This window comes from Pseudomonas sp. Yb2C2 (assembly GCF_052112325.1).
GTDB classification, from domain to species: Bacteria; Pseudomonadota; Gammaproteobacteria; order Pseudomonadales; family Pseudomonadaceae; genus Aquipseudomonas; species Aquipseudomonas marginalis.
The window spans coordinates 245,361-259,923 of record NZ_JAVAJK010000004.1 but is presented as its reverse complement, the minus strand read 5'-3'; the positions used below and the strand labels follow the sequence as shown (position 1 = coordinate 259,923).

Below are 14,563 nucleotides of genomic sequence, written 5' to 3'. Positions count from 1 at the left end.
CTCTGGAGGTGCATGGCTTCGGTGGCGCCCTATGGTTGAGTGCCTACCGGGAATCAGGCGCCAAGGTTATCGTTATTCGGGCGCTTGCGCACACCAGCCGCAGGCAAAGGGCTGGCCTATTTTTTCCAGGCGCTGTGTGGCGTCGAGTACCCAGGCGCGAGACTGCCATGGCGGCTGGTGGCGCAGGTGCTGGGTGTGGCCGCAGGACAGCTCGGCAACCCAGTGACCCTCCTCGTCCTGGTGGAAGCCGATGATCAAGGATGCCGTTGATCGGCCCCGTCCGTCCGGGTTCTGTTCGCTTTCGGGCAAATCCTTGTTTAGACTTGTCCGTTCTTCATTCTTATGCAAAAGGTCTCGCCCCATGACGATCGCCGCTAACAAGGCTGTCTCCATCGACTATACCCTGACCAACGACGCTGGTGAGGTCATCGACAGCTCAGCCGGCGGCGCGCCGCTGGTCTACCTGCAAGGCGCAGGTAACATCATCCCAGGCCTGGAAAAGGCTCTGGAAGGCAAGAGCGTTGGTGATGAGCTGACCGTTGCCGTAGAACCTGAAGATGCCTACGGCGAATACTCCGCCGAACTGGTCAGCACCCTGAGCCGCAGCATGTTCGAAGGTGTTGATGAGTTGGAAGTGGGCATGCAGTTCCACGCCTCCGCGCCGGACGGTCAAATGCAGATCGTCACCATTCGTGATCTGGACGGCGACGACGTCACCGTCGACGGCAACCACCCTCTGGCTGGCCAGCGCCTGAACTTCCAAGTGAAGATCGTTGCCATCCGCGACGCTTCCCAGGAAGAAGTGGCCCACGGTCACGTCCACGGTGAAGGCGGTCATCACCATTGATTGATGTTTTGATCAAGTGGTAGCAAAAAAAACGCCCCGACTGGTTCGGGGCGTTTTTTGTGCGCTTGAAAATCTCTACCGGATCCCCCCGCCACATTTTGATCGTGGTGTATTTTCAGGCACAAACAAAAATGCCCCAGACCTTTCGGTACGGGGCATTTCTTAACTGTTTCGCAACCTGGGCTGCGTGGCAGTTGTTACCACTTAGGCAGCAGCAGGAACGCTCAGAGCCTTGATGTGGCCATTCAGGCGGCTCTTATGACGAGCGGCCTTGTTCTTGTGGATGATGCCTTTATCGGCCATACGGTCGATAACTGGCACAGCCAGAACGTAAGCTGCTTGAGCTTTTTCAGCGTCTTTGGTGTCGATGGCTTTAACTACATTCTTGATGTAGGTACGAACCATGGAACGCAGGCTGGCGTTGTGGCTGCGACGCTTCTCAGCCTGTTTTGCACGTTTTTTGGCGGAAGGTGTGTTGGCCACCGTCGAGCTCCTCGAAAGACTTTTTAGGAAATAGCAAACAAAATAGGCCGCGAATCATGCCGATGACTTGATGTGTTGTCAAGGCCGGCTGATGCGAACTGCTGAGTGGTCGATCTGAAGAGGCGGGTGATTTATTTCCGGCGCTTGACCTGTAAACTCGCGAGCTTTGGCGCTGTGCTGTTGCAGGCGCGCAGTATCGCATAAGTAGGCGCTTAGTTCGCCTGCTCTTTATCTATAGGCGCAAACTCTTTCAATGAATCTGCTCAAATCGTTGGCCGCCGTCAGCTCTATCACGATGATCTCCCGGGTTTTGGGGTTCGTGCGTGACACCCTGCTGGCGCGTATTTTTGGCGCCAGCATGGCCACGGATGCGTTCTTTATTGCGTTCAAACTGCCCAACCTGCTGCGGCGGATCTTTGCCGAGGGCGCGTTTTCCCAGGCGTTCGTGCCGATTCTGGCCGAGTACAAGACCCAGCAGGGGGAGGAGGCGACCCGTACCTTCATTGCCTATGTCTCGGGCCTGCTCACCCTGGTGTTGATGCTGGTGACCATCGTCGGCATGCTCGCCGCGCCCTGGGTGATCTGGGCCACGGCGCCGGGTTTTGCCAATACGCCGGAAAAATTCGCGCTGACCACTGACCTGTTGCGGGTGACCTTTCCTTATATATTGCTGATCTCACTGTCATCCCTGGCCGGTGCGATCCTCAACACCTGGAACCGTTTCTCGGTGCCGGCGTTCGTGCCGACGCTGCTTAACGTCAGCATGATTATTTTTGCGCTGTTCCTGACACCTTACTTCGATCCGCCGGTCATGGCCCTTGGCTGGGCCGTGCTGGCCGGTGGCCTGGCGCAGTTGCTCTACCAACTGCCGCACCTGAAAAAGATCGGCATGCTCGTATTGCCGCGCCTGAACCTCAAGGACACCGGCGTCTGGCGCGTGATGCGCAATATGTTGCCGGCGATCCTTGGGGTGTCGGTGAGCCAGATTTCCCTGATCATCAACACCGCGTTCGCCTCGCTGCTGGTATCCGGCTCGGTGTCATGGATGTATTACGCCGACCGCCTCATGGAACTGCCGTCTGGCGTGCTGGGCGTAGCCCTCGGCACCATTTTGCTGCCGACGCTGGCACGCACCTATGCCAGCAAGGATCGCCAGGAATACTCGCGCATCCTCGATTGGGGACTGCGCCTGTGTTTCGTGCTGGTGCTGCCGTGCGCACTGGCGTTGGGGATCCTGGCCGAGCCGCTGACAGTGTCGCTGTTCCAATACGGGCAATTCGATGCCCATGACGCGTTGATGACCCAGCATGCGCTGGTGGCTTATTCCGTCGGCCTGCTCGGCATCATCGTGATCAAGGTGCTGGCGCCTGGCTTCTATGCCCAGCAGAACATCCGCACGCCGGTAAAGATCGCGATCTTCACCCTGATCGTCACGCAACTGCTCAACCTGGTGTTTATTGGTCCGCTGGCCCACGCCGGCCTGGCCCTGGCCATCAGTGCCGGTGCGTGCATCAATGCCGGCCTGCTGTTTTATCAGCTGCGCAAACAACAGATGTTCCAGCCTCAGCCTGGCTGGGGCATGTTCGCCCTCAAGTTGCTGGTGGCGGTTGCGATGATGTCGGCGGTATTGCTCGGCCTGATGCACTTCACGCCGGCCTGGGATGAGGGGCATATGCTGGAGCGCTTCATGCGCCTGGGCGTGCTGGTCGTGGCCGGCGTGGTGGTGTACTTCGGGATGTTGCTGCTGCAAGGCTTCCGCCTGCGGGATTTCAATCGCAAGTCGTTGAGCTAGAGAGTTTGCCGCGATAAAACGGTTGTTTTATCGATTCGATCCATTTGCCCTGCGCTGTTGCCTGTCGTCCGGGGCCGGGTGTGGTTATAATCGACCACTTTATGAGCAAGAAGCGCGTTATGCAGCTGGTTCGAGGTCTCCACAACCTGCGCCCTGAGCATCGGGGCTGCGTCGCCACTATTGGCAACTTTGACGGTGTTCACCGTGGCCACCAGGCTATCCTGGCCCGGCTGCGCGAGCGTGCGGTCGAGTTGGGCGTACCCAGCTGCGTGGTGATTTTCGAGCCGCAGCCGCGGGAATATTTCACCCCGGAAACGGCACCGGCACGTCTGGCCCGTCTGCGGGACAAGCTGCAACTGCTGGCCGAAGAAGGCGTGGACCGCGTCCTCTGCCTGGCTTTCAACCAGCGTTTGCAAAGTCTCAGCGCTGCCGAGTTCGTCGACCGCATACTGGTAGATGGCCTGGGCGTACAGCATTTGGAGGTCGGCGACGACTTCCGTTTTGGCTGCGACCGGGTCGGGGATTTCGAGTTCCTGCAACACGCCGGTATCACCCAGGGCTTTACCGTCGAAGCCGCGCAAACCGTCGAACTGGACGGCCTGCGCGTGAGCAGCACCCAGGTGCGTAACGCCCTGGCCGCTGCCGACTTCGCCTTGGCCGAGCGTTTGCTCGGTCGCCCGTTCCGCATTGCCGGGCGGGTACTGCACGGCCAGAAGCTGGCGCGCCAACTGGGCACGCCAACCGCCAACGTGCAACTCAAGCGCCGCCGTGTGCCGCTGACCGGGGTTTACCTGGTGAGCGTCGATATCGACGGCCAATCGTGGCCGGGAGTCGCCAACATAGGCGTCAGGCCCACGGTTGCAGGTGATGGCAAGGCCCACCTGGAAGTTCATCTGTTGGATTTTGCCGGTGATCTGTATGACCGGCGTTTGACGGTGGTTTTCCACCAGAAGCTGCGTGAAGAGCAGCGTTTCGCCTCGCTTGAGGCGTTGAAAACGGCGATCAATGCGGATGTCGCCGCCGCCCGTGCACTAGCCGCACCTAGCGCCCATCGCTAACCGAAGAGCCTTAAATGACCGACTATAAAGCCACGCTAAACCTTCCGGACACCGCCTTCCCAATGAAGGCCGGCCTGCCACAGCGCGAACCGCAGATCCTGCAGCGCTGGGACAGTATTGGCCTGTACGGAAAGTTGCGCGAAATTGGCAAGGATCGTCCGAAATTCGTCCTGCACGACGGCCCTCCTTATGCCAACGGCACGATTCACATCGGTCATGCGCTGAACAAGATTCTCAAGGACATGATCCTGCGCTCGAAAACCCTTTCGGGCTTCGACGCGCCTTATGTCCCAGGTTGGGACTGCCACGGCCTGCCGATCGAACACAAGGTCGAAGTGACCTACGGCAAGAACCTGGGCGCGGATAAAACCCGCGAACTGTGCCGTGCCTACGCTGCCGAGCAGATCGAAGGGCAGAAGTCCGAGTTCATCCGCCTGGGTGTGCTGGGCGAGTGGGACAACCCGTACAAAACCATGAACTTCAAGAACGAGGCCGGTGAAATCCGTGCCTTGGCCGAAATCGTCAAGGGCGGTTTCGTGTTCAAGGGCCTCAAGCCCGTGAACTGGTGCTTCGATTGCGGCTCGGCCCTGGCTGAAGCGGAAGTCGAATACGAAGACAAGAAGTCCTCGACCATCGACGTGGCCTTCCCGATCGCCGACGACGCCAAGCTGGCCGAGGCCTTTGGCCTGGCAAGCCTGAGCAAACCGGCTGCCATCGTGATCTGGACCACCACCCCGTGGACCATTCCCGCCAACCAGGCGCTGAACGTGCACCCGGAATTCACCTACGCCCTGGTGGACGTCGGTGATCGCCTGCTGGTGCTGGCCGAGGAAATGGTCGAAGCGTGCCTGGCTCGCTACGAGCTGCAAGGTTCGGTAATTGCCACCACTACCGGTTCCGCGCTGGAGCTGATCAACTTCCGTCATCCGTTCTATGACCGTCTGTCGCCGGTGTACCTGGCTGACTACGTCGAGTTGGGTTCGGGTACAGGTGTGGTTCACTGCTCGCCGGCCTATGGCGTGGACGACTTCGTGATCTGCAAGAAGTACGGCATGGTCAACGATGAGATCATCAACCCGGTGCAAAGCAACGGTGTTTATGTGCCTTCGCTGGAGTTCTTCGGCGGCCAGTTCATCTTCAAGGCCGACCAGCCGATCATCGACAAGCTGCGTGAAGTCGGTGCGCTGATGCAAACCGACACCATCAAGCACAGCTACATGCACTGCTGGCGCCACAAGACCCCGCTGATCTACCGCGCCACCGCGCAATGGTTTATCGGCATGGACAAAGAGCCGGCCAGCGGCGATACCCTGCGTGTACGCTCGCTCAAGGCTATCGAAGACACCCAGTTCGTCCCGGCCTGGGGCCAGGCGCGCCTGCATTCGATGATCGCCAACCGTCCGGACTGGTGCATCTCCCGTCAACGCAACTGGGGTGTGCCGATCCCGTTCTTCCTCAACAAGGAAAGCGGTGAGCTGCACCCACGCACCGTCGAACTGATGGAAGTGGTGGCCCAGCGTGTCGAACAGGAAGGCATTGAAGCCTGGTTCAAGCTGGACGCCGCCGAGTTGCTGGGTGACGAAGCGCCGCTGTACGACAAGATCAGCGACACCCTCGACGTATGGTTCGACTCCGGTACCACCCACTGGCACGTGCTGCGCGGCTCGCACCCGATGGGTCACGAAACCGGCCCGCGTGCCGACCTGTACCTGGAAGGCTCCGACCAACACCGGGGCTGGTTCCACTCGTCGCTGCTGACCGGTTGCGCCATCGACAACCACGCCCCGTATCGCGAGCTGCTGACCCACGGATTCACCGTCGACGAGACGGGCCGCAAGATGTCCAAGTCGCTGAAGAACGTGATCGAGCCGAAAAAGATCAACGACACCTTGGGCGCCGACATCATGCGCCTGTGGGTGGCGTCGACCGATTACTCCGGCGAGATCGCCGTGTCGGACCAGATCCTGGCCCGTAGCGCCGATGCCTACCGCCGTATCCGTAATACCGCACGCTTCCTGCTGTCGAACCTGACCGGTTTCAACCCGGCCACCGACATCCTGCCGGCCGAGGACATGCTCGCCCTGGACCGTTGGGCCGTGGACCGTACCCTGTTGCTGCAGCGCGAGTTGCAGGAGCACTACGGCGAATACCGCTTCTGGAACGTGTACTCGAAGATCCACAACTTCTGTGTGCAGGAGTTGGGTGGTTTCTACCTCGACATCATCAAGGACCGCCAGTACACCACCGGTGCCAACAGCAAGGCCCGCCGTTCGGCGCAGACCGCGCTGTACCACATCTCCGAAGCGCTGGTGCGCTGGATCGCACCGATCCTGGCCTTCACCGCCGATGAGCTGTGGGAATACCTGCCGGGCGAGCGTAACGAGTCCGTCATGCTCAATACCTGGTACGAAGGCTTGACCGAACTGCCGGCCGACTTCGAACTGGGCCGCGAGTACTGGGAAGGCGTAATGGCCGTCAAGGTTGCGGTGAACAAGGAGCTGGAGGTTCAGCGTGCGGCCAAGGCCGTCGGTGGCAACCTCCAGGCCGAAGTCACCCTGTTTGCCGAGGAAGGCCTGACTGCCGACCTGACCAAGCTGAGCAATGAGCTGCGCTTCGTGTTGATCACTTCCACTGCGAGCCTGGCACCGTTTGCCCAGGCACCGGCGGATGCCGTAGCCACCGAAGTGCCGGGCCTCAAGCTCAAGGTGGTCAAGTCGGCCTTCCCTAAGTGCGCCCGTTGCTGGCACTGCCGTGAAGACGTCGGGGTGAACCCTGAGCATCCGGAAATCTGCGGTCGTTGCGTCGACAACATCTCGGGTGAAGGCGAGGTTCGCCACTATGCCTAATGCAGCCAGTCGTTTCGGACGCCTGGGCTGGCTCGTACTGAGCGTGCTGGTCCTGGTCATCGATCAGGTCAGCAAGGCTCATTTCGAGGGCTCCCTGGAAATGTTCCAGCAAATCGTGGTGATCCCGGATTACTTCAGCTGGACCCTGGCCTACAACACCGGCGCCGCCTTCAGCTTCCTGGCTGACGGCGGCGGCTGGCAGCGCTGGCTGTTCGCCCTGATCGCAGTGGTGGTCAGTGCGGTGCTCGTGGTCTGGCTCAAACGCCTGGGCCGCGATGACACCTGGCTGGCCATCGCCTTGGCCCTGGTGTTGGGCGGTGCCCTGGGCAACCTGTACGACCGTATTGCCCTGGGCCATGTGATCGACTTTATCCTGGTGCATTGGCAGAACCGCCATTACTTCCCGGCGTTCAATTTTGCCGACAGCGCCATCACCGTCGGTGCAATCATGCTGGCGCTGGACATGTTCAAAAGTAAGAAAACCGGAGAGACCGTCAATGACTGATCAGGTATTGGCTGGGCAACGCATCGGCCAGAACACGGAAGTCACCTTGCATTTCGCACTGCGCCTGGAGAATGGCGACACGGTCGACAGCACGTTCGACAAAGCCCCGGCGACTTTCAAGGTCGGCGACGGCAACCTGTTGCCAGGTTTTGAAGCGGCCCTGTTCGGTTTCAAGGCCGGCGACAAGCGCACCCTGCAGATCCTGCCGGAAAACGCCTTTGGCCAGCCCAACCCACAAAACGTGCAGATCATCCCGCGTTCGCAGTTCCAGGACATGGACCTGTCGGAAGGCCTGCTGGTGATCTTCAACGATGCGGCGAATACCGAACTGCCCGGTGTGGTCAAAACCTTCGATGACGCGCAGGTAACCATCGACTTCAACCACCCGTTGGCCGGTAAAACCTTGACGTTCGACGTTGAAATCATCGACGTTAAAGCTCTTTGATCAACGCCCCGATCTAAAATGTGGGAGGGGGCAAGCCCGCTCCCGCCCTTGGTCGCCATTGTCAGTTCAGTAGCATCAACTCTGGCCCAAGCGCCAGACACGAGGCACAGCATGCAAATCAAACTCGCCAACCCCCGTGGCTTCTGCGCCGGCGTGGACCGGGCGATCGAAATCGTCAACCGCGCCCTGGAAGTCTTCGGGCCGCCGATCTATGTGCGCCATGAGGTCGTCCATAACAAGTTCGTGGTCGAAGACCTGCGCGCACGTGGCGCCATCTTTGTCGAAGAACTGGAGCAGGTGCCGGACGACGTTATTGTTATCTTCAGCGCCCACGGTGTTTCCCAGGCCGTACGTACCGAAGCGGCTGGCCGTGGCCTGAAAGTATTCGACGCCACCTGTCCGCTGGTCACCAAGGTACATATCGAAGTCGCGCGCTACAGCCGTGATGGTCGCGAATGCATCCTGATTGGCCATGCCGGTCACCCGGAAGTCGAAGGCACCATGGGCCAATACGACGGCAGCAATGGTGGCGCCATCTACCTTGTGGAAGACGAAAAAGACGTCGCCAGCTTGCAGGTTCACAACCCGGAGCGTTTGGCGTTCGTGACCCAGACCACCTTGTCCATGGACGACACCAGCCGCGTCATCGACGCGCTGCGCAGCCGCTTCCCGGCCATTGGTGGGCCACGCAAGGACGACATCTGCTACGCCACCCAAAACCGCCAGGATGCAGTCAAACAGTTGGCCGATGAATGCGATGTAGTGCTGGTGGTCGGCAGCCCTAACAGCTCCAATTCCAACCGCCTGCGCGAATTGGCCGAACGCATGGCGACACCGGCGTACCTGATCGACGGTGCTGAAGATATGCAGCGCAGCTGGTTCGATGGTGTCGAGCGTATTGGCATCACGGCTGGCGCTTCGGCCCCGGAAGTCCTGGTGCGCGGCGTCATCCAGCAGTTGCATGCCTGGGGGGCTACGGGCGCCGATGAGTTGGCCGGTCGTGAAGAGAACATCACTTTCTCCATGCCCAAGGAGCTGCGGGTTCGCTCCCTCCTCTGAATGCCAGGGTGCCGGAGTAACTTCGGCACAACGCCTGTTCGGCTCTATCGCTGCGCAGGCTGATGCGCCCACTGGGCGCCAGCACCACCTGGTACAGGCTCTGTACCGAGTCCGTGGCGCATATATGTACAGTGCCGGCACGAAAACCTCCCCCAGCAAATACCGGCTCGCCCAATCCGCTGAAGCGTACCTGGCTTTTGACCGGTCCATTCCCGACGATCGGCACCCGTCCGCTGCCCTGGCGCTCCAGTAACACCGGGTTGTCGTCGTCCAGATGGCCACGCCCGCTTACATCCAGCACGACCCGCCAACCCCGGCTCCAGTCATCGTCCAGTGCGTGGATGACCACCGCGCGGTTACGCGTGATGGCTTCAGTGCGTGCGAAGCGAAATCCGTTTGTCAGTGATTGCGCCGCGCTTTGTCGCTGCTGTGATTCCAGCAGGCCGGTGAAACTGGGCGTAGCCAGATGCGCCAGGATGCCGCTCACGATCAGTCCGAGCAGCAGTTCGATCAGGGTGAAACCTCGTTGCTCCATAGGCCGTCCCTCCGTGGGCGTGTGTACATACAGGGTTGAAACATAGGTATAGCGTCCGGCTCGGAGTGTCGAATGATGGCCTTTATGTCCAAAGTATTTCCCTTTGTTCCGTAACCGGCGCCGGCGAAAAACCGACGCTAGTCTTGGGTCTCACAGCAGGGTTTTCCTGCTTTTTTCGGCCCTCGACACGGATGACGACGGTAATGCCTGCCTGCCTGAAAACCTGTTTCTTCCCGACTTTTCCTCGGTACCAAATCGGCATGACATTGATTGAAGTGCTGGTGGCGGTGCTGATTCTCGCCGTCGGGCTGTTAGGTGCAGTGATGCTCCAGCTCAACGCCCTCAAGTACACCGACAGTTCGAGGATGACCAGCCAGGCCAGTTTCATCGCCTACGATATGCTCGACCGAATCCGTGCCAATTCCGGTGCCGACTACTCGTTGCGTCGTGGCGCTCGAGCGCCGGCCAGTACCGCGACCACCAGCGTGCGTGACGTGGACCTGCATGATTTTGAAGCCAATATTCGCGGTTTTGCCGGGGAGAGCGGCAAAGGCTCTGTGGCGGTCAGTGCAGATGAAGTGACTGTCAGTATCAGTTGGGATGACAGCCGGGGTGCAAACACGCCTGGCACGCGGGAAACCTTCACCCTGACCAGTCGCATCGATAATGAGCCGGGGGTGATGCAATGAGGCATCGGGTTAGAGGTTTCAACCTGGTGGAATTGTTGCTGGCCCTGGCCGTCGGTTTGGTGCTGGTGCTTGGCGGGAGCCAGGTGCTGATCAATTCCCGAGCGACCCACGCCAGCCAGCAGGCGGCCATGTTGCTGCAGGATGATGCGCGGTTTGTGCTGGGCAAGATGATCCGGGATATTCGCCAGGCGGGTATGTTTGGCTGTTTGGCCCCGGCCTTTATCGAGAATGCCCCGCCAGCCTTTGAAAGGCCGGTCAGCTGGAATGCCGGGGGCAGTTCAAAGTCGCTGACGCTGGTCACTGCCGATGTCGGCGGCGGCAGGCCTGACTGGACGGTGCTCTCCGACTGCACTGCTGGCGCCCAAGCCTATTCAGGCAGCTCACCTGCACCTGCTCCCGGGCAGATTCGATTTGCGATTCGGCAACTGACCTACACCTTCGAGGCGGGCCAGTTGAAGGTCAGCACGCTTGCGTCGCCGGCCAGGGCTGTGTTGGTGGATAACGTACGGGCTTTCGATGTCAGTTTCGGCGTGGCTGCCAGCCCGGTATCCGTTCGGGTTGTGCGTTATGACGCTATCCCGACCGATGAGTCCTTGATCCGCAGTGTGCGCATCCGCATGACGTTGCAAGACCCGACGGGGCGGGTAAAAGATCAAACCTACAGCGTCGTGGCGGCGCTGCGAAACCGCTTGGGCTAGGGCGACCATGGTGCTTGCTGGGGGTGTTTCTTCGCGGCAGGGGGGGATGGTCCTGCTGATAAGCCTGGTGTTTTTGCTGCTGTTGTCGTTGATCGGCCTGTCTTCGATACAGGGGGCGGTCACCCAGCAAAAGATCACCGGTAGCCTGTGGCACCGCAACCAGTCGCTGCAAGCCGCAGAAAGTGGCTTGAGGCTGGGAGAGCAAGGTGTGAGGCGAAAGGGCGCGGCCTTGCCGCAGTGCCAGTCGATCGCTGCCTGCGGACCACCGGATGAAGCGTTTTCGGTGGTGGGTGCCGGGCCCCATCCTGTGTCATCGGTTAACTGGGTTGCCATCAAGGGTGGGCTCTACGGTATTCAGTCCCTGGGGCCTGGCGCAGGGCTGCCGCATGTGCCGCCGCAAGCCCTGGCGACGTTGTACCGGGTAACAGCGGTCGGGCTCAGTGGTCAATCGCGCACGGTATTGGAGAGCGTATATGCGCGGGTGGAGGAGGAGAGTGGCTCGCGGTTTCGGCGGGTTTCGTGGCGGCAACTTCAATAAGGAGCAATGGAATGGGCATGGACAGCCAGGGTTTTACCCTGATCGAGCTATTGATCACCGTGGCGATCATCGCGTTTCTGGCCGGAATCGCTTACCCCGGGTACACCGGCCATGTGAAAAAGGTCTATCGCACGGAAATCGTCGCGCTGTTGACCGAGCAGGCTCAGCGCCTGGAGCGGTTTCATATGAGGAACGGCACTTTTATTGACGCAAGCGGCGTCAGTACGGGCAATGATCGCTATAGAATCACCGTAGCGTTGAACCCTCAGGATTTCTACCTGGTTGCTACACCGGGCGCCGATTCGTTGATGGCCGGCGACCCTTGCGGTGACTTCAGCCTGGACAGCAGCGGTGCGCGTGGCAATCCGGGGGCGGCACCTGAAATGTCGCGCCAGACATGCTGGGGGCAATGATGAGGGTGCTGGATGATTGGGCGCCGGGGGCGTTTATTCCTATTTATCGACTGGATCAAATGATGGCTAAGCAACAGCAAGTGGTGATTGTCGGTGGCGGAGTCATCGGCTTGTTGACGGCGTTCAATCTGGCAACCCAGGGGCAGGCTGTGATCTTGCTGGAGCGTGCCGGTGTGGGGCAGGAGTCGTCATGGGCGGGCGGAGGCATTGTTTCGCCACTGTATCCGTGGCGCTATAGCCCGGCGGTCACAGCGTTGGCCCATTGGTCCCAGGATTTTTATCCGCAACTGGCTGAGCGGCTGTTTGCCGCTACCGGTGTCGACCCGGAGGTCCATACCACGGGGTTGTACTGGCTGGACCTGGACGATGAAACCGAGGCGCTGGACTGGGCTGCTCGTGAAGGTCGGCCTCTGAGCAAGGTCGATGTGTCTGCCGCCCATGACGCGGTTCCTGTCTTGGGTGGCGGGTATTCCCAGGCGATCTATATGGCCAACGTGGCCAACGTGCGCAACCCGCGCCTGGTCAAATCCCTGAAGGCCGCGCTATTGGCCCTGCCTGCCGTGACCGTTCACGAACAGTGCGCAGTGACCGGTTTTGTTCTGGATGGCGGCAACGTAGTGGGCGTGGATACGGCAGAGGGGCCGATTCTAGGGGATCAGGTGGTGCTTGCAGCGGGGGCGTGGAGCGGCGAGTTGCTCGGCACACTGGGCTTGGCGCTGCCGGTAGAGCCGGTCAAGGGGCAGATGATTTTGTACAAATGCGCGTCGGACTTCCTGTCGAGCATGGTCCTGGCCAAAGGGCGTTATGCGATCCCTCGGCGTGATGGGCACATCCTCATCGGCAGCACTCTGGAATATGAGGGGTTCGACAAGACGCCAACCGACACCGCGCTGGAAAGCCTCAAGGCTTCGGCTGTGGAACTGATTCCCGCCCTGGCCGACGCCGAAGTGGTGGGGCATTGGGCCGGCTTGCGGCCCGGCTCGCCGGAGGGCATCCCCTATATCGGTCGGGTACCCGGCTTCAGCGGGCTGTGGCTCAACTGCGGGCATTACCGCAACGGGTTGGTCCTGGCGCCGGCATCGTGCCAGTTATTTGTCGATTTGCTGCTGGAGCGTGCGCCGATCATCGATCCGGCACCCTATGCCCCCGAAGGTCGGATCAACGCTGGATAGACTTCGGTCCTTGCTCCAGATGCGCCTGGGTGCAATACCACTCCTGGCGCGAACTCAGGGCGCGATCCTGCGGCAAGTGCACACCGCAATGTGCGCAGCGCACCATCAACGCAGCGCCGGGCTCGCTGGTGCGTTGCTGCCTGGCGGTCGGGCTTTTGAATTTGCGCCAGAACCATACCGCGGCAGCAATAACGGCAATCCAGAACAGAAGACGAAGCATGATGGGCGGTTTCTCGATAAGGAATGCGCCAGTTTAGCCAAGGACGTGGCAGGCGCACAGCGCAATAATCCTTGCCCATAAAAAAGGAGCCCCGAAAGGCTCCTTTTTGCGTTGCGTCGACAGGCTCAGTCGAACACACCGAAGGTCATGTAGCTGAACCACGAGCGGTCCTGGTTGTTGCCCAGGGCCTGCGGCTCTTCTTCTTCGATCACGTCGCCGTTCTCGTCGTGCGGCTTGAGGTCCGAAGGAATGGCTTCCTTGGCATCCTGGAACTGCTTGATCACGTCCTGGTTGGCGCGAGTTTCGCCCGGCGGCAACGGCGGCCGCGACTCGATCAAGCCCAGGGTGTACTTGCTCAGCCACGAGCGGTTGTCTGCTTCGGCAACCTGAGGCACGAACTGGCCGTCTTTCAGGCTCGGGTGATCAGGGTAGTTGAGCTTCAGGGTTTCCAGGCTGGTGCTGGCCAAGTCGTCCAGGTGCAGACGTTGGTAAGCCTCGGTCATCACCGCCAGGCCGTCACCCACGGAAGGGGTTTCCTGGAAGTTTTCCACCACATAACGACCACGGTTGGCGGCAGCTACATACGCCTGGCGGGTCAGGTAGTAGTGGGCCACGTGGATTTCGTAGGAAGCCAGCAGGTTACGCAGGTAGATCATGCGCTGCTTGGCGTCCGGCGCGTAGCGGCTGTTTGGGTAGCGGCTGGTCAACTGGGCGAACTCGTTGTAGGAGTCGCGAGCGGCGCCTGGGTCTCGCTTGGTCATGTCCAGCGGCAGGAAGCGCGCCAGCAGGCCAACATCCTGGTCGAACGAGGTCAGGCCCTTCATGTAGTAGGCGTAGTCCACGTTCGGGTGTTGCGGGTGCAGGCGGATGAAGCGCTCGGCGGCGGACTTGGCAGCCTCCGGCTCGGCGTTCTTGTAGTTGGCGTAGATCAGCTCAAGCTGGGCCTGGTCGGCGTAGCGCCCGAACGGATAGCGCGACTCCAGGGCCTTCAGCTTCGCTGTGGCGCTGGTGTAGCTATTATTGTCCAAGTCTTTCTGTGCCAGTTGGTACAGCTCGACTTCGCTCAGGTTTTCGTCGACGACTTCCTTTGTTGACGAGCAAGCAGCAGTCATGGCGAGGATGGCGATCAGCAGCAGGTGTTTCACTTGCATGGCGGCTTGCGTCCCTATGACGGCCGCTGTCTTGGGCGGGGCCGTCCTGTTATGATGAGCGCCCCGTTGAAAGCCTCGGGGCAAAAGACGCCGTATTTAACCACAAGCGCGC

At 60.3% G+C, this 14,563-nt stretch carries 17 protein-coding genes; 12 read left to right on the top strand and 5 right to left on the bottom strand.

Translation table 11 applies throughout. The features are described 5' to 3' along the window. Positions 1-72: 72 nt before the first annotated feature. Positions 73-363 carry a DUF3565 domain-containing protein gene (locus tag Q8X51_RS07505; protein ID WP_065948463.1) on the bottom strand — a complete coding sequence of 97 codons (291 nt, stop codon included), beginning with the start codon at positions 361-363 and terminating at the stop codon, positions 73-75. Between Q8X51_RS07505 and Q8X51_RS07500 the strand changes: the two genes are divergently transcribed. Then, the gene (locus tag Q8X51_RS07500; protein WP_027606858.1) at positions 362-847 is read left to right on the top strand and encodes an FKBP-type peptidyl-prolyl cis-trans isomerase; all 486 of its coding nucleotides are present in this window, start codon (positions 362-364) and stop codon (positions 845-847) included. The genes Q8X51_RS07505 and Q8X51_RS07500 overlap by 2 nt on opposite strands. Positions 848-1,051: 204 nt before the next feature. Here the strand turns inward: Q8X51_RS07500 and rpsT are convergent, their stop codons facing one another. Further along, positions 1,052-1,330 (bottom strand): 30S ribosomal protein S20, encoded by a 279-nt coding sequence (rpsT, locus tag Q8X51_RS07495; RefSeq protein WP_003188401.1) that lies wholly within the window; start codon positions 1,328-1,330, stop codon positions 1,052-1,054. Positions 1,331-1,583: 253 nt separating this feature from the next. Between rpsT and murJ the strand changes: the two genes are divergently transcribed. From murJ to ispH, 6 genes are all read left to right on the top strand, one after another. Beyond that, positions 1,584-3,122, top strand: a complete 1,539-nt coding sequence (gene murJ, locus Q8X51_RS07490) for a murein biosynthesis integral membrane protein MurJ (protein ID WP_407693106.1) — start codon at positions 1,584-1,586, stop codon at positions 3,120-3,122. Positions 3,123-3,241: 119 nt separating this feature from the next. Next, positions 3,242-4,180, top strand: a complete 939-nt coding sequence (ribF, locus tag Q8X51_RS07485; protein ID WP_065924072.1) for a bifunctional riboflavin kinase/FAD synthetase — start codon at positions 3,242-3,244, stop codon at positions 4,178-4,180. Between the two features lie 14 nt (positions 4,181-4,194). Then, positions 4,195-7,026 (top strand): isoleucine--tRNA ligase, encoded by a 2,832-nt coding sequence (ileS, locus tag Q8X51_RS07480; protein ID WP_407693107.1) that lies wholly within the window; start codon positions 4,195-4,197, stop codon positions 7,024-7,026. Beyond that, positions 7,019-7,531, top strand: a complete 513-nt coding sequence (lspA, locus tag Q8X51_RS07475) for a signal peptidase II (RefSeq protein ID WP_027606854.1) — start codon at positions 7,019-7,021, stop codon at positions 7,529-7,531. The genes ileS and lspA overlap by 8 nt, the downstream gene beginning before the upstream one ends. Beyond that, positions 7,524-7,976, top strand: a complete 453-nt coding sequence (gene fkpB, locus Q8X51_RS07470; RefSeq protein WP_065938471.1) for an FKBP-type peptidyl-prolyl cis-trans isomerase — start codon at positions 7,524-7,526, stop codon at positions 7,974-7,976. The genes lspA and fkpB overlap by 8 nt, the downstream gene beginning before the upstream one ends. A 111-nt stretch (positions 7,977-8,087) precedes the next feature. Next, the gene (gene ispH, locus Q8X51_RS07465; RefSeq protein ID WP_027606852.1) at positions 8,088-9,035 is read left to right on the top strand and encodes a 4-hydroxy-3-methylbut-2-enyl diphosphate reductase; all 948 of its coding nucleotides are present in this window, start codon (positions 8,088-8,090) and stop codon (positions 9,033-9,035) included. On the opposite strand, the gene Q8X51_RS07460 is transcribed toward ispH, so the two are convergent. Next, positions 8,989-9,570 (bottom strand): GspH/FimT family pseudopilin, encoded by a 582-nt coding sequence (locus Q8X51_RS07460; protein WP_065924074.1) that lies wholly within the window; start codon positions 9,568-9,570, stop codon positions 8,989-8,991. The genes ispH and Q8X51_RS07460 overlap by 47 nt on opposite strands. A 203-nt stretch (positions 9,571-9,773) precedes the next feature. On the opposite strand from Q8X51_RS07460, the gene pilV reads away from it, so the two are divergent. The 5 genes from pilV (at position 9,774) to thiO (ending at position 13,080) form a co-directional block, all read left to right on the top strand. Further along, entirely contained in the window at positions 9,774-10,259 is a 486-nt protein-coding gene (pilV, locus tag Q8X51_RS07455) for a type IV pilus modification protein PilV (RefSeq protein ID WP_407693108.1), read from the top strand. Continuing rightward, positions 10,256-10,957, top strand: a complete 702-nt coding sequence (locus tag Q8X51_RS07450) for a PilW family protein (RefSeq protein ID WP_407693109.1) — start codon at positions 10,256-10,258, stop codon at positions 10,955-10,957. Before pilV ends, Q8X51_RS07450 begins: the two co-directional genes overlap by 4 nt. 7 nt (positions 10,958-10,964) lie before the next feature. Next, a complete protein-coding gene (locus Q8X51_RS07445) occupies positions 10,965-11,495 on the top strand; it encodes a pilus assembly PilX family protein (RefSeq protein WP_065924077.1) in 531 nt (176 codons plus the stop codon). Positions 11,496-11,506: 11 nt separating this feature from the next. After that, on the top strand, positions 11,507-11,908 hold the full coding sequence (locus Q8X51_RS07440; RefSeq protein WP_407693110.1) for a type IV pilin protein: 402 nt from the start codon (positions 11,507-11,509) through the stop codon (positions 11,906-11,908). Positions 11,909-11,970: 62 nt separating this feature from the next. Further along, on the top strand, positions 11,971-13,080 hold the full coding sequence (thiO, locus tag Q8X51_RS07435) for a glycine oxidase ThiO (RefSeq protein ID WP_407693111.1): 1,110 nt from the start codon (positions 11,971-11,973) through the stop codon (positions 13,078-13,080). On the opposite strand, the gene Q8X51_RS07430 is transcribed toward thiO, so the two are convergent. Next, positions 13,067-13,300, bottom strand: a complete 234-nt coding sequence (locus Q8X51_RS07430; protein ID WP_027606845.1) for a PP0621 family protein — start codon at positions 13,298-13,300, stop codon at positions 13,067-13,069. The genes thiO and Q8X51_RS07430 overlap by 14 nt on opposite strands. Positions 13,301-13,425: 125 nt before the next feature. Next, positions 13,426-14,451 (bottom strand): outer membrane protein assembly factor BamD, encoded by a 1,026-nt coding sequence (locus Q8X51_RS07425; protein WP_027606844.1) that lies wholly within the window; start codon positions 14,449-14,451, stop codon positions 13,426-13,428. Positions 14,452-14,563: the final 112 nt, after the last annotated feature.

What these genes read in the sequence shown, in the direction of transcription:
- Q8X51_RS07450 (WP_407693109.1), top strand. Translation starts at nt 10,256, where the DNA reads ATGAGGCATCGGGTTAGAGGTTTCAACCTGGTGGAATTGTTGCTGGCC.
- Q8X51_RS07445 (WP_065924077.1), top strand. Translation starts at nt 10,965, where the DNA reads ATGGTGCTTGCTGGGGGTGTTTCTTCGCGGCAGGGGGGGATGGTCCTG.
- thiO (WP_407693111.1), top strand. Translation starts at nt 11,971, where the DNA reads ATGGCTAAGCAACAGCAAGTGGTGATTGTCGGTGGCGGAGTCATCGGC.
- ispH (WP_027606852.1), top strand. Translation starts at nt 8,088, where the DNA reads ATGCAAATCAAACTCGCCAACCCCCGTGGCTTCTGCGCCGGCGTGGAC.
- Q8X51_RS07430 (WP_027606845.1), bottom strand. Translation starts at nt 13,300, where the DNA reads ATGCTTCGTCTTCTGTTCTGGATTGCCGTTATTGCTGCCGCGGTATGG.
- Q8X51_RS07505 (WP_065948463.1), bottom strand. Translation starts at nt 363, where the DNA reads ATGGGGCGAGACCTTTTGCATAAGAATGAAGAACGGACAAGTCTAAAC.
- Q8X51_RS07500 (WP_027606858.1), top strand. Translation starts at nt 362, where the DNA reads ATGACGATCGCCGCTAACAAGGCTGTCTCCATCGACTATACCCTGACC.
- Q8X51_RS07460 (WP_065924074.1), bottom strand. Translation starts at nt 9,570, where the DNA reads ATGGAGCAACGAGGTTTCACCCTGATCGAACTGCTGCTCGGACTGATC.
- fkpB (WP_065938471.1), top strand. Translation starts at nt 7,524, where the DNA reads ATGACTGATCAGGTATTGGCTGGGCAACGCATCGGCCAGAACACGGAA.
- ileS (WP_407693107.1), top strand. Translation starts at nt 4,195, where the DNA reads ATGACCGACTATAAAGCCACGCTAAACCTTCCGGACACCGCCTTCCCA.
- pilV (WP_407693108.1), top strand. Translation starts at nt 9,774, where the DNA reads ATGCCTGCCTGCCTGAAAACCTGTTTCTTCCCGACTTTTCCTCGGTAC.
- murJ (WP_407693106.1), top strand. Translation starts at nt 1,584, where the DNA reads ATGAATCTGCTCAAATCGTTGGCCGCCGTCAGCTCTATCACGATGATC.
- Q8X51_RS07425 (WP_027606844.1), bottom strand. Translation starts at nt 14,451, where the DNA reads ATGCAAGTGAAACACCTGCTGCTGATCGCCATCCTCGCCATGACTGCT.
- ribF (WP_065924072.1), top strand. Translation starts at nt 3,242, where the DNA reads ATGCAGCTGGTTCGAGGTCTCCACAACCTGCGCCCTGAGCATCGGGGC.
- Q8X51_RS07440 (WP_407693110.1), top strand. Translation starts at nt 11,507, where the DNA reads ATGGGCATGGACAGCCAGGGTTTTACCCTGATCGAGCTATTGATCACC.
- lspA (WP_027606854.1), top strand. Translation starts at nt 7,019, where the DNA reads ATGCCTAATGCAGCCAGTCGTTTCGGACGCCTGGGCTGGCTCGTACTG.